The organism is Photorhabdus heterorhabditis (genome assembly GCF_018448905.1).
In the GTDB taxonomy this organism is placed as follows: Bacteria; Pseudomonadota; Gammaproteobacteria; order Enterobacterales; family Enterobacteriaceae; genus Photorhabdus; species Photorhabdus heterorhabditis.
On record NZ_RCWA01000017.1, the window covers coordinates 37,004 to 50,369 of the forward strand.

The 13,366-nt window shown below is 41.6% G+C and carries 12 protein-coding genes; 6 read left to right on the forward strand and 6 right to left on the reverse strand.

Going from position 1 to position 13,366, the window contains the following annotated elements; genetic code table 11:
* Positions 1-88: 88 nt before the first annotated feature.
* Positions 89-1,084 (reverse strand): glyceraldehyde-3-phosphate dehydrogenase, encoded by a 996-nt coding sequence (gene gapA, locus EAE89_RS12500; RefSeq protein WP_054479710.1) that lies wholly within the window; start codon positions 1,082-1,084, stop codon positions 89-91.
* Between the two features lie 346 nt (positions 1,085-1,430).
* Between gapA and msrB the strand changes: the two genes are divergently transcribed.
* Together msrB and EAE89_RS12510 are read left to right on the forward strand one after the other, a co-directional pair.
* Positions 1,431-1,841 carry a peptide-methionine (R)-S-oxide reductase MsrB gene (gene msrB / locus EAE89_RS12505; RefSeq protein WP_054479713.1) on the forward strand — a complete coding sequence of 137 codons (411 nt, stop codon included), beginning with the start codon at positions 1,431-1,433 and terminating at the stop codon, positions 1,839-1,841.
* 84 nt (positions 1,842-1,925) lie between these two features.
* Positions 1,926-2,195, forward strand: a complete 270-nt coding sequence (locus tag EAE89_RS12510) for a YeaC family protein (RefSeq protein ID WP_054479715.1) — start codon at positions 1,926-1,928, stop codon at positions 2,193-2,195.
* A gap of 64 nt (positions 2,196-2,259) precedes the next feature.
* Here EAE89_RS12510 and pncA read toward each other — a convergent pair whose 3' ends face one another.
* From pncA to sppA, 3 genes are all read right to left on the reverse strand, one after another.
* A complete protein-coding gene (gene pncA / locus EAE89_RS12515; protein ID WP_214085976.1) occupies positions 2,260-2,898 on the reverse strand; it encodes a bifunctional nicotinamidase/pyrazinamidase in 639 nt (212 codons plus the stop codon).
* Between the two features lie 12 nt (positions 2,899-2,910).
* Positions 2,911-3,930: an asparaginase gene (ansA, locus tag EAE89_RS12520; protein WP_054479720.1), complete on the reverse strand. Its 1,020-nt coding sequence runs from the start codon at positions 3,928-3,930 to the stop codon at positions 2,911-2,913.
* Positions 3,931-4,096: 166 nt separating this feature from the next.
* Positions 4,097-5,953 (reverse strand): signal peptide peptidase SppA, encoded by a 1,857-nt coding sequence (gene sppA / locus EAE89_RS12525; RefSeq protein WP_054479722.1) that lies wholly within the window; start codon positions 5,951-5,953, stop codon positions 4,097-4,099.
* 170 nt (positions 5,954-6,123) lie between these two features.
* Here sppA and EAE89_RS12530 point away from each other — a divergent pair, with 170 nt between their 5' ends.
* The 3 genes from EAE89_RS12530 to EAE89_RS12540 are packed head-to-tail and all read left to right on the forward strand — an operon-like array spanning position 6,124 to position 9,665.
* Positions 6,124-6,675: an NAD(P)H nitroreductase gene (locus EAE89_RS12530; RefSeq protein ID WP_054479725.1), complete on the forward strand. Its 552-nt coding sequence runs from the start codon at positions 6,124-6,126 to the stop codon at positions 6,673-6,675.
* A gap of 12 nt (positions 6,676-6,687) precedes the next feature.
* Entirely contained in the window at positions 6,688-7,731 is a 1,044-nt protein-coding gene (selD, locus tag EAE89_RS12535; RefSeq protein WP_054479727.1) for a selenide, water dikinase SelD, read from the forward strand.
* A gap of 5 nt (positions 7,732-7,736) precedes the next feature.
* Positions 7,737-9,665, forward strand: coding sequence for a DNA topoisomerase III (locus EAE89_RS12540; protein WP_214085977.1), 1,929 nt, complete (start codon positions 7,737-7,739; stop codon positions 9,663-9,665).
* A gap of 58 nt (positions 9,666-9,723) precedes the next feature.
* Here the strand turns inward: EAE89_RS12540 and xthA are convergent, their stop codons facing one another.
* Positions 9,724-10,530 carry an exodeoxyribonuclease III gene (gene xthA / locus EAE89_RS12545; RefSeq protein WP_214085978.1) on the reverse strand — a complete coding sequence of 269 codons (807 nt, stop codon included), beginning with the start codon at positions 10,528-10,530 and terminating at the stop codon, positions 9,724-9,726.
* A gap of 501 nt (positions 10,531-11,031) precedes the next feature.
* Here xthA and EAE89_RS12550 point away from each other — a divergent pair.
* A complete protein-coding gene (locus EAE89_RS12550) occupies positions 11,032-11,895 on the forward strand; it encodes a helix-turn-helix domain-containing protein (protein WP_054479734.1) in 864 nt (287 codons plus the stop codon).
* Positions 11,896-12,900: 1,005 nt separating this feature from the next.
* Here the strand turns inward: EAE89_RS12550 and EAE89_RS12555 are convergent.
* Positions 12,901-13,353, reverse strand: a complete 453-nt coding sequence (locus tag EAE89_RS12555; protein ID WP_214085979.1) for a hypothetical protein — start codon at positions 13,351-13,353, stop codon at positions 12,901-12,903.
* Between the last annotated feature and the right edge of the window lie 13 nt (positions 13,354-13,366).

Sequence of the window (13,366 nt, forward strand, 5' to 3'; positions counted from 1 at the left end):
TCCAAGAATAATGCATGTTGTACACAGATTAAAAAAACAAAAGAGCTGCCTTTCCCGGCAGCTCTTTTCAGGTAAGGTGATTACTCAGTTATTTAGAGATATGAGTGATCAGATCCAGAACTTTATTGGAGTAACCTGTTTCATTGTCATACCAAGAAACCAGTTTCACAAAGTTGTCATTCAGGGCGATACCTGCTTTTGCATCAAACACAGAAGTCAGTTTTTCACCATTGAAATCGTTAGATACTACGTCATCTTCGGTGTAGCCCAGAACACCTTTCAGTTCGCCTTCAGCCGCATCTTTGATGGCATCACAAATTTGCTGGTAAGTGGCTGGTTTTTCCAAACGTACAGTCAGATCAACAACAGATACGTTAGGGGTTGGAACACGGAAAGCCATACCAGTCAGTTTACCGTTCAATTCAGGGATCACTTTACCGACAGCTTTAGCCGCGCCAGTAGAAGATGGGATGATATTTTGAGCAGCACCACGACCACCGCGCCAATCTTTTGCAGAAGGGCCGTCAACAGTTTTCTGAGTTGCGGTGGTTGCGTGAACGGTGGTCATCAGACCTTCCACAATACCGAATGTATCATTGATAACTTTAGCCAGTGGCGCCAGGCAGTTAGTGGTACAGGAAGCATTAGAAACGATGTCCTGACCTGCATAAGATTTATGGTTAACACCCATAACGAACATTGGTGTGTCATCTTTGGACGGACCGGTCAGAACAACTTTTTTCGCACCAGCGGTAATGTGTTTACGTGCTGTTTCGTCGGTCAGGAAAATACCCGTTGCTTCGGCAACAACATCAACGCCTACTTCATTCCATTTCAGGTTAGCTGGGTCCCTTTCTGCTGTAACACGGATAGTTTTACCGTTAACAATCAGGTGGCCGTCTTTTACTTCAACAGTGCCATTGAAGCGACCATGAGTTGAATCGTATTTCAGCATGTAAGCCATATATTCGGCATCTAGCAAGTCGTTGATTGCGACGATTTCGATGTCTGAACGTTCTTGTGCAGCACGGAAAACAATACGGCCGATACGACCAAAACCGTTGATACCTACTTTGATAGTCATAGTATTCCACCAGCTATTTTTTAGTGAATTAAAAGTTGTTACTAAAGTTACCAAAACCTTGCCAGCCGTCAAGCGGAATCGTGTCAATAATCGAAAAACTTCGACTTCGAGTCCACCATTTAGACGTTTGCTCTTAGGATACTGGCAATCGATCCGCTCATCATTATCGGGGCACAGATAGATATTTAAAGTTAATCGGTTAGATATGCGAGTCACATCACAAATAATAGGATAAACATATCCAGTTAACCACTTAAAATAAATTCCACTGATGTGATGTTAATTTTTTGTTATTATTAATTAATTTTGTAAGAACATTAGTCTTATTTTTATTAAGGTGGTCGTGATGGCTAAGAATTCTGATGTTTCCCTTTATACAGAGCTTACTGATATTCAGCGTCATGTTACCCAGTATGCCGGGACGGAGTCTCCATTCTCAGGGAAATTACTCCATAATAAAAAAAGTGGCGTGTATCATTGTCTGTGTTGTGGACGGCCGTTGTTTATGTCTGATACTAAATTTGATTCTGGCTGTGGCTGGCCGAGTTTTTATCAGCCTGTCAGTAATGATGCAGTACTGTATATTGATGATAATAGTCATAATATGCATCGTATTGAGGTTCGCTGTAGTCATTGCGATGCTCATTTGGGACATGTGTTCTCTGATGGTCCGCAACCGACAGGCGAACGTTTTTGTATCAACTCGGCTGCGTTAAGTTTTACTGATGAAAATACAGGCGAAAAAACAGCAGGTTAGTTATTTTTATCATTGTCGGTACAACCATTAATTTAAGAAATTAAATCGTTTCAGCTAATTCTGGAAAGTAATGAGGAAATATCAATGGAACTGGATGATCTTTTATCTGTAATGACACCAGAAATATATCAAAACTTGGTTCAGGCAGTGGAACTGGGCAAATGGCAGGATGGTGTACCTCTGACGGTGGAGCAGAAGGAATATAGCCTGCAAATGGTTATGTTATGGCAAGCAAAGCATAACCATGATCCGGAGCATATGACAATCGGTACCGATGGTCGGTTGGTAATGAAGAGTAAGCAAGAGCTGAAAGCAGCCTTTCAGTCTGAAATGGTGGCAACATTGAAACCATAATCTTCAGAAGGTTAGGTTAGCGGAAAGGCTGAGTTTGTTGAACTCAGCCTGGCCCTTGTTGGTATCAGACAAGAGTATCTTCTAGTTGATCAATTCTTATTAGCATAGCGCCTTGTTCTTTTATCTCTTTGAACGCCACTTTACTGTCGTCTGGATTGAGGTTAACCCCTCGGCAGCCATCGGTAATGACCCAGGTTTCATAACCTAATGCCAATGCGTCCAGTGCGGTAAACTTCACACAATAGTCGGTGGCGATACCAATAATGAACAGACGTTCAATTTGCTGTGTTTGCAACCAGTCATCAAGCTGGGTTTTACTCTGATGACCATTGTCAAAAAAAGCGCTGTAGCTATCGATTTGTGGATTTTCGCCTTTATAGAAAATCTCGATAATGGCCTGTTTGTTTAGTTGTGGATGAAAATCAGCGCCATGTTGTCCTTGAACACAATGTTCCGGCCACCATATTTGTGGAATACCATTCAGTACACCAATATCACCGATCTTCTGACCGGAATTCACTGCGAAACTCATATGTTCAGCAGGATGCCAATCTTGGCTGGCAATAATACTGATATTGTGCTTTAGGCAAATATCAATAGCCTGATTTGCAACATCAATGACTTGTTCACTCTCTTTTACGGCCAAGGCTCCGCCAGTACAGAAATCGTTCTGTATATCGATAAGTAATAGTACTGTTTTCATCTTTTTCCTGGATTATTTGTCAGCATAACTCAATTCACCACGTAAATTTTGTTGCATTAGATATCTAATCTCTTCGTGGTTGTACGATTGACTGAGTAAATAGTGTAATTTGGTTAAAGTTGCTTCAAAAGTCATATCATAACCGCTTATCACGCCAGCCTCAGCCAGAGCATGGCCTGTTGCGTATCCTTCCATGTTTACCCTACCAGAAATGCATTGAGTCAGATTGACAACGACAATTCCTCTTTCTGTAGCCTGTTTTAGCTCTTTTAGTAATTCAGGGTGCTGTGGCGCGTTTCCAACGCCATATGAGCGTAGGATTAATGCCTTAACTGGCTGCATTAAAATATTATTCACAACCTGACTGGAAAGACCGGGGTAAATGGTTACTACGCCAATTGGCTGGGGGGTAATCCGATGGGTGATAAATTCACCTTGGCTGGCAGGCGCCGGGCATGTATTGAAAGCTTTGATATTAATACCCGCTTCCATTAATGGAGAACAGTTTGGTGAAGCAAAGGCATCGAAACCATCTGCATGGGCTTTAACTGTCCGGTTTCCACGGAACAGTTTATTATTGAAAAACAGGCTGACTTCATTAACTGGATAATTAGCGGCAAGATAAAGCGCATTTAGCAAGTTTGTTTGCCCGTCGGAACGCAGTGCTTCTAATGGAATTTGTGACCCTGTAACAATAATTGGCTTACCAAGATTCTCAAACATAAAAGAGAGCGCTGATGCGGTAAACGCCATCGTATCTGTGCCATGCAAAATCACGAAACCATCATAATCATCGTAATTCTGCTGGATATCGTCAGCAATACATTGCCAGTCTTCGGGGGTCATATCAGAAGAATCAATCAGTGGCTGATGCTCACGGATAGTAAATATCGGCATTTCAGCGCGGTGGAATTCAGGCATTTTGATTAATTGGTGCTGTAAGTGCCCGGAAACGGGAATGTATCCCTGAGATGAATGTTGCATCCCAATTGTTCCGCCGGTATAGACGACATAAATAGATTTCTTCTGCATGACTGTGTACCTCGTAAAAAGATCAACTGGATTATAGGGATATTACCAAATAAAAAAAGCCTGACAGGGTATCTATCAGGCTAATGATTTAATGCATTCAAATATTGCCAGAGCTATGTCATGAATTATCATGACATATTCTTGCTAATGGCATGGTTACGGCATTTTAGCGAATATCCTCGCAATTTAAACAAAATGCATAGCGATTTTGTGGATCATTCAAATGGCGATAGAACTCTACCTGTTGTTTCGCTTGCTGGGCCACTTGAACCAGTGGAGCAGGCAGCCATGCCTGAATAGCTTCCGGCATTATGGCTTGAGCGGTTGTCGTTAATTGGCTTATCAGCAATTCGCTAAATGACATTTCGGGTTGCATCCAGTCAAGTTCTGGCTTATCCAATTTTGCCAATTCAGCGGCTTTTGCAACGGCATCATCGAAATCACCTAATTGGTCGACCAATCCATTGGCTTTCGCGTCATTACCAATCCACACATGCCCCTGAGCAATCTTATCAACTTCTTCCGGTGTCTTATTGCGAGCATCCGCAACCAAGCCAATGAAGTTCTTGTAGCCATTCTCAATATTAAGCTGCATGAGTTCTGAGAACTCTTTACTCAGCCCTTTAGTGAAGGATATATCAGCTAATGGCGTTGTAGCGATCCCATCAGTGTGGATACCAATATGATCCAAACTGTTTTCATAAGTTGTGATAACACCGAAGATACCGATAGAACCGGTCAGCGTACTTTGGTTTGCGATAATGTAATTGGCCGGTGTGGAGATCCAGTAACCGCCGGATGCAGCCAGCCCACCCATAGAAACGACAACGGGTTTATTTGCTGCACGTAGGGCAGCCAGTTCGGTACGGATAACATCAGAAGCGCTGACGCTGCCACCAGGGCTGTTTACTCGCAGAACAACTGCTTTGATATTATCGTCCAGACGAGCCTGGCGGATCTGAGCAGCGGTTGTATCACCGCCAACCATCCCCGGAGCTTGCTGTCCATCAATGATCGCACCTTGTGCTACGATAACGGCGATATTGCCCTTGGATGATGATCTATTCTGTGGTGCATAATCATAAATACTGATGGCATTGAAATGCTGATTTTTCTCATCCCAACCAAAGGCTTTGGTCATTTCGCTTTCAATAATATTACGTGGAACAACATAATCGACCAGCTTGTGTTTAAGTGCATATTGGGCGTTATCACCCCCAGCCGCACGCAGATTAGCAATCATCTCATCAGCACCTGGAAATACTTGATGAACAGAAAGCTTACGGTTAGTGGCGATAGTATTGAGGTAGTTATGCCAAAGACCGTTGACCCAACGGCTGTCAGCTTCGCGGGCGGCTGGAGACATATCATCACGCATAACGGGTTCAACAGCTGATTTATACGTCCCGACACGGAAGATATGGGTGGTAACTTTCAGTGAATCCAGCAAGGATTTATAATAGAGATTATTGGTTGAATAGCCGTAAAGACCAACGGTCCCTTGTGGTGACAGATAAATTTTATCGGCATAGGTAGCGAGATAGTATTGTGACTGATTGTAACTGTCACTGATAGAGTAAACGGGTTTGCCGGAAGTTTTAAACTCATTAATTGCCTTACCGATATACTGCATAGATGATTGGTCAGCGCCCATGAAATCATCAAGTTTCAGTACCAGACCTGTGATTTTGTCGTCAGTTTTTGCCTGGCGAATATTATCAACAATATCAAACAGGGAGTTTTCCTGTAATTTATTGCTGGAGGCACCAAACAGTTCTCGTCCCAACTGATTCAACGGGTTACGATTGGAAACTTGATCTACAACAACGCCAGTGAGATTGACATACAAGGCTCCCTGATAACTATCTACCGTTTTGTTTGGTTGTTGATAAATCAGAAATCCGCCAACAACAGCCAGAATGAGTATGATAAAAATCAGGTTCGAAACGACTTCCCTAACAAAATTCAGTAGTTGCCAACTCCATTTAAATAATCTTGCGATCAACTTCCATAAAATACGCATATCATCTCCAAAGATGGGATCAAATGAGGCTATCCTAATGACCAGACATGTCAATGTCAGCTTCAAATAATGGCATATTGCCCGAAAAAAACGCTTTTGGGCTTTTATTCATTAACAAACAAACAGAAAATATTAGCTTATAATAAAACATCTTAATCTAGGAGAAAAATATGGACGCATTGCAACTCTTATTGAATCGACGTTCAGCATCACGTTTAACGACACCTGCGCCTCAAGGTGAAGCATTACAGAATATTCTGGCTGCAGGTATGAGGGCGCCTGATCATGGTGCATTACGCCCGTGGCGCTTTATTGTCATGCAGAATGAAGGTATTGAGCGATTCAGTCAATTACTCCATCAGGCTGCCGTTAACAGTAATTTGGGTGTTGAGGCAGAAGAAAAAGCGAAAAATGCGCCTTATCGTGCGCCATTAATCATCTCTGTTATTGCAAGAGTGACAGAGAATTCCAAAATACCGGAATGGGAACAAGTCGTTGCTGCTGGTTGTGCTGTACATGCGATGCAAATGGCTGCGGTAGCACAAGGGTTTGGTGGTATTTGGCGTTCCGGCGCATGGACTGATGATAATACAGTGCGTGCCGGTCTGAGTTGTAATGAACATGATAAAATAGTGGGTTTTCTCTACTTGGGAACACCTGCTTTGAAAGCACCAGGCAAGGTTGCCATGCCAGATATGACTAATTTTGTCAGCTACTTCTAACCGGAGTCTGCTATGTCAACAGAAGTTCGCCTTACCCAATACAGCCACGGCGCTGGGTGCGGCTGTAAAATTTCACCAAAGGTTCTGGAAACCATTCTGCACAGTGAACAGGAAAAGTTTCTTGACCCTCATTTGCTGGTTGGTAATGAAACACGAGATGACGCGGCGGTTTATGATATAGGGAATGGCACGGGTATCATCAGCACGACAGATTTTTTTATGCCGATTGTCGATGATCCGTTTGATTTCGGGCGTATTGCTGCAACAAACGCTATCAGCGATATTTATGCAATGGGCGGCAAGCCCATTATGGCGATAGCTATTTTGGGATGGCCGATTGAGAAACTGGCACCAGAGATTGCTCGTAAGGTGATTGAAGGTGGCCGGGCTGTCTGTAAAGAGGCGGGGATTGTACTGGCGGGAGGGCATTCTATTGATGCACCTGAGCCTATTTTCGGTTTGGCTGTAACCGGTATCGTTAACATTGCCCGGGTGAAACAAAACAGTGCAGCGAAAGCAGGTAGTCAGCTATTTCTGACAAAGCCGCTTGGCATTGGCGTATTAACCACGGCTGAGAAAAAAAGCTTGTTGTTGCCTGAGCATCAGGGGATAGCGACAGAAACAATGTGCCGATTGAATAAAATGGGGATTGATTTTGCCGAAGTTGCTGGTGTTACGGCAATGACTGATGTGACTGGGTTTGGCCTTTTAGGGCATTTGAGTGAAGTTTGTGAAGGTTCAGGTGTTCAGGCAACGCTCTATTTTTCAAAAATTCCCAAATTGCCGGAAGTAGAATCATATATTGAAAAAGGTTGTGTTCCGGGGGGAACCGGGCGTAACTTTGACAGTTATGGTCATCTTATTGGCGAAATGACAGAACTTCAGCGCAAACTGTTATGTGATCCGCAGACATCCGGTGGCTTGCTGTTGGCCGTTCTGCCAGAGGCTGTGGATGAAGTGAAAGCTATTGCACGATGTCATGGCATTGAACTGACAGCAATTGGTGAATTGTCTGAGCAACGGTTAGGCAGAGTGCTAATTGAGGTGAATGAATAATATCCATGCGGCTTTTTATTGCAGAAAAACCAAGCTTAGCCAGAGCGATTGCGGATGTTCTACCTAAACCGCATCGCCGTGGTGATGGCTTTATTGCTTGTGGAGATAACCAGCTTGTTACCTGGTGTATTGGACATTTGCTGGAACAGGCGGAACCTGATGCCTATGACAGTCGTTTTGCTCGCTGGTCATTGGTCGACCTTCCTATCGTTCCTGAAAAATGGCAGTTAAAACCTCGTCCCTCTGTTGCGAAACAACTTAATATCATTCAGGAATTGCTAAAAAAAGCAGATGAAGTGATACATGCGGGGGACCCGGATCGCGAAGGGCAACTGCTGGTAGATGAAGTGTTGGATTTTTTGAATTTGGATAGTGAAAAACGAAAAAATGTTCGCCGTTGTCTGGTAAATGATCTAAATCCACAAGCAGTTGCTAAAGCGGTTGACCGTTTGAGAGATAACCGGGATTTTATTCCGCTATGCGTTTCAGCTCTCGCCAGAGCCAGGGCTGATTGGTTGTATGGTATCAACATGACCCGGGCTTACACTTTGCTTGGACGCAATGCGGGGTATCAGGGTGTATTATCTGTTGGACGGGTTCAGACACCTATTTTGGGATTAGTCGTTCGTCGGGATGAAGAAATTGAGCATTTCGTACCAAAAGACTTCTTTGAAGTAAAAGCTCATATTGTTACGCCGAAAGATGAACGTTTTATCGCAATTTGGCAGCCGAGTGAATCTTGTATCGATTTTCAGGATGAAGAAGGTCGATTGATACACCGGCCTCTGGCTGAACATGTTATTGCCAGAATAACCGGTCAGCCAGCCTATGTAATATCGTATCAAGATAAACGGGAATCTGAAGTTGCTCCCTTGCCGTTTTCGTTATCCTCATTGCAGATTGAAGCCGCTAAACGTTTTGGCTTGAATGCGCAACAAGTGCTGGATATTTGTCAGCGGTTATATGAAACGCATAAATTGATTACTTATCCCCGTTCTGATTGCCGTTATTTACCTGAAGAGCATTTTGCCGGGCGTCATGCAGTGCTTAATGCGATATCTGTTCATACAACAAATCTATTACCCCAAGATTTATTGGAAGTAGATAGAAAGAATCGCTGTTGGGATGATAAGAAGGTTGATGCTCATCATGCAATTATTCCAACCGCCCGAAATAGCCATACCAATTTGACAGACAACGAAACTAATATTTATGGTTTGATTGCCAGACAATATTTGATGCAATTTTTCCCTGATGCGATATTTCGAAAATGTGTTATTGAATTGGAAATTGCTGGTGGAAAATTTATTGCGAAAGCTCGTTTTCTTGCTGAGGCAGGTTGGAGAACGTTGCTTGGTAATAAAGAGCGTGATGAAGAAAATGATGGAACGCCATTACCCGTGGTTGCGAAAGGTGATGAGTTATTGTGTGAAAGAGGAGAGGTGATAGACCGTCAGACTCAACCACCAAAGCCATTTTCTGATGCGACCCTCCTTTCTGCTATGACGGGAATCGCCCGTTTTGTACAGGATAAGGAATTAAAAAAAGTTCTGCGGGCCACAGATGGATTAGGGACTGAAGCAACGCGGGCTGGCATTATCGAATTGTTGTTTAAACGAGAATTTCTTTATAAAAAAGGACGTCATATTCATGCAACGCCAGCGGGCAGGGCGTTGATTCATGTATTGCCGGATATAGCAGCTTTACCGGATATGACAGCACACTGGGAATCACGGTTAACGCAAATCAGTGAAAAACAGTTCCGCTATCAGGATTTCATGGGGCCGCTTGAGGAGACATTGCAGCAGTTAATCTGGCAGGCTAAGCAGAACCGCAACTTGCAAGCTTTCCGTGATTTACCTCCCGTCCCGGTTAAAGGTAAAAACGGGAAAAAAGTAAAATCTGGGAAGAAAACTAAAGCAACTGCGCCTTAAGGCGCAATTGTTGCATTATTCTGCAAAAAGTCATTGATATTCAGGGTTAATTAGAATATCAAATTTCAAATTCTGCCCAAACAGGTGCATGATCTGAAGGTTTTTCCATTTCACGGATTTTGTAATCAATACCTGTAGCGATACAGCGCTTCGCTAATGGTTTACTTGCGAGCAGCAAATCAATACGCAACCCGCGATTATCATCAAACCCTTTTGAACGATAATCAAACCAGGAAAATTGGTCGTTACATTCTGGATTCAGGTTCCTGAATGTATCAACCAATCCCCAATTTTTCAGACGATCCATCCAATCTCGTTCCTCTGGCAGAAAAGAACATTTACCTGTTTTTAACCACCGTTTTTGATTGTTATCACCAATCCCGATATCCAGATCTGTTGGGCTGATATTCATATCACCCATGACAAGCACTTGTGATTGGGGAGATAAATTTTGCTCCAAATAGCTTTGCAGATCCTGATAAAACTTCTCTTTTGCGGGAAATTTCACTGGATGGTCACGGCTTTCCCCTTGTGGAAAATAGCCATTAATGACTGTTAATAGCCCGTGAGGGGTTTTTATGTCTGCCATGATAATACGGCGTTGGGAATCTTCATCATCTCCTGGAAACCCACGGCGTACAGCAACAGGAGCCTGACGCGTTAGCAGCGCAACGCCGTAATGGGCTTTCTGACCATAATAAAATACATGATAGCCAAGCTTGCTGACTTCTTCTAAAGGAAACAACTCATCATGAACTTTTGTTTCCTGTAAACCAATAACATCGGGTTGATGCTGCTCTACGATCGCAGCTAACTGATGGGGGCGGGCACGTAATCCATTAATATTAAAAGAGATAAATTTCATCTTTTACAGCCATCCAGTAAAAAGACACAAGAACAATAATAACAGATGGATTTTAAAAAGTAACTATTGACAATGGTCAGAGCGAAATAGTAACGGACCTTTCAATATTATAATTCATTGTGAAAAATATAATAATTTATAGTGAGAAACCACCTCCGATAGACCGTTTTTATCTCTAGTGTTACAAAAATTGATTACTGAAAAATGTAGAACCCTATCCTAATCTTTGATAGAAAATTGAGCTCGTTAGTAATGTTTATATTTTCTAATGGTTGATTGGTTGAGATTAATTTTTGAACCATGATAAACATGAATAATAGCGTTTATTGAGCCACCTATGTATTGAACATAAGCTTTTTTTATGTGGTATATGTTTGAGAAGTATTTGTTTTTTTGTACAAAATTTATGCCTTCGCGTATCAAACTTGATTTAACTGTCATTTGGTGAAGGCTATTTCAAAGAAATTATTTTAGCCACAGGTTATATAGGAACGGTGAATTATGTTTTTTTCTCGTAAATTAGAAGCATTCATGGCAGTGGTGGAAAATGGTTCTTTAAGTAAAGCGGCAAGAGTGATGAACCGAACAACTCCTCCAGTAGCTAAATCAATCAAAGACTTCGAGGCAACATTAGGGAAGCGCCTTTTCAAAAGGGAGAAATTTGGGATGAGTCTGACTAAAGATGGTTTAGAATTATATAACGATCTTAAAGATCTTTATTTACAAGAAAAAGAAATAACTAAAAAACATATCAGTGGTAGTATATGTAACATAGTTAATATTTATTACGATTGGGGGAAAAACAAGCATCTAATTTATTTATATAAGGCAGCTGATAGAAATAGCTCCCAGGTAAATATATTCCGGTTTAGTTATGATAACATTGAAGAAATAGTGGATTATGACGGCAACACGCTGATTCTAAGCTCAGAAAAGATACTAAGCGACCGTTTCAGTCTTATTCGTAAAATAAAGGGGCCTGAATTGGGGATTTGCTGCCGAAAAGAATTATTGGATATTGCTGGTGGAGATGTAATGCAATTGCTAAAAAATAATACTTGGTTATGCGACCCTGTACTTTATAAAAGCAGTTTCATTAAAAACTTGGAAGAAGAAGTTATTCAAAGTGGTAGTAAAGTGAATATGCGCCAAATGGATAATATGGGATGCTGTCTGAATTTTATTTATTCAAGAGACTATATTTTTATTACAGACTCTCATCCTGACGAATTGGAAGGAGGAGATGCTTTGAGTTTTGTTCCTATTGTAAAACCTGGCGTAGCAAACCAATGTTATATTTATAAATCTAAGTCGCATTCAAGTGTACTCAATCGTTTTATCGATTCAGTTAATGATATGAGCTAGAGTTTATTTTACGCGGAGTAGCTTATTGTAAGCTCCGCGTTGTTATTCTATAAGATAGTTATAGAAAGTTTTCACTGTAGTTAAATAAGAAATCTATATTTATTTTGGTTTTGTTTGAATATCTAAGATAATGTTTTATGGTGGAGGGGAAAGGTGACTTGTTCCTTGCCGTTGGGCCAATTACTGCCTTGTTGTTTTATTAGGCTCAACCAAACCTTGTTCGATATGTAAAAGAACTTTGAATAAATACCATTCATTTCTTATGGTTAATGACATATTATTTCCGGGCCGGTATTTTCCCGGTATCAAATTATTCAAGGCCATTGTTTATGGCCTTTTCTTGTTTAACTGTCAGTCACAGTTCATCTTGGCATCACACATACTATATCAACTAGCATGGATTTTGGTTTATTGTTTTAGCCACGGCGCAGTGGCGCGCTAAAAAATGATGTTAGCCTCCAGATAGTTTTCGGCAAAATCAGTGAATTTCTCTTGGATAAATGATTTTCGGGTTGGTACAGATCAGGGCAGTCTCCTAGACTGCTATCGCGACCAAATCCAGTTTACCTTTGTAACGATTGAAAAATGGATAGGCGTTTTTCATCTGAGTGGGTTTATATGGCACGATATCTGGACCACCAAGACCTATCTTATTTTTCAACACGAAATAAAACAGGCAAGATATATACCTAATGGATTTCAAGATGCGGCACGACGGCAAGGGAGCGAATCCCCGGGAGCATAGATAACTATGTCATAGAGAACTATGTGACCGGGGTGAGTGAGAGCAGCTAACAAAGAGGCAACTTGAAAGACGACGGGTATATACTGATGAGCGTTATTCCATTCGTATGGTCAGAAATTAACATATTGCACCGCATAGGGTTTTTTGAATACTTGACGGGTAAATTTAACATTGCCAAGTTCGGCAGCAAAATCCGGTTTTGTCACTTCATGTCAATATTAATGTCGGTTTCTGGCAAGTTAATACCGGTAAGACGACCATCAAACTCTTTTGCTAGCGCAGAAAGCAAATTCTGGTAGCGTTTGCGCAACTCTATGAATTCCACTGAATAGCAATCCATAGCCTTGTGCTTTGCCTTCCTTTTTCTCAAGAAAGCGATCTTGGATTTGGACAACCCGCTTCTTTTTGATCTTGCTAAGTGGCATCAGATCTTTTTCGATCGCGGAGAAATCATATTTCCTTGATGCACTTTCCAATTGCTTCCAGTTATAAATAATTTGCATACCATCAATATCCTGTCGTTCTTGCAGAGGGCGTAACTGATGGAGGTTATCAGATAAAGTATAAAGAAAGTTTTGCGGTTTTTCTGCTAATGTGGAAGCTGGATTATTCCATTCATTAATCGATGATATCAGGTTGATAATTACAACTTCTCTTTGAGCGTTGGTTGATTCACATAATAAATGCAACATCGTTAATCTGGAAGTAAGCATGTTCGTATTCCCT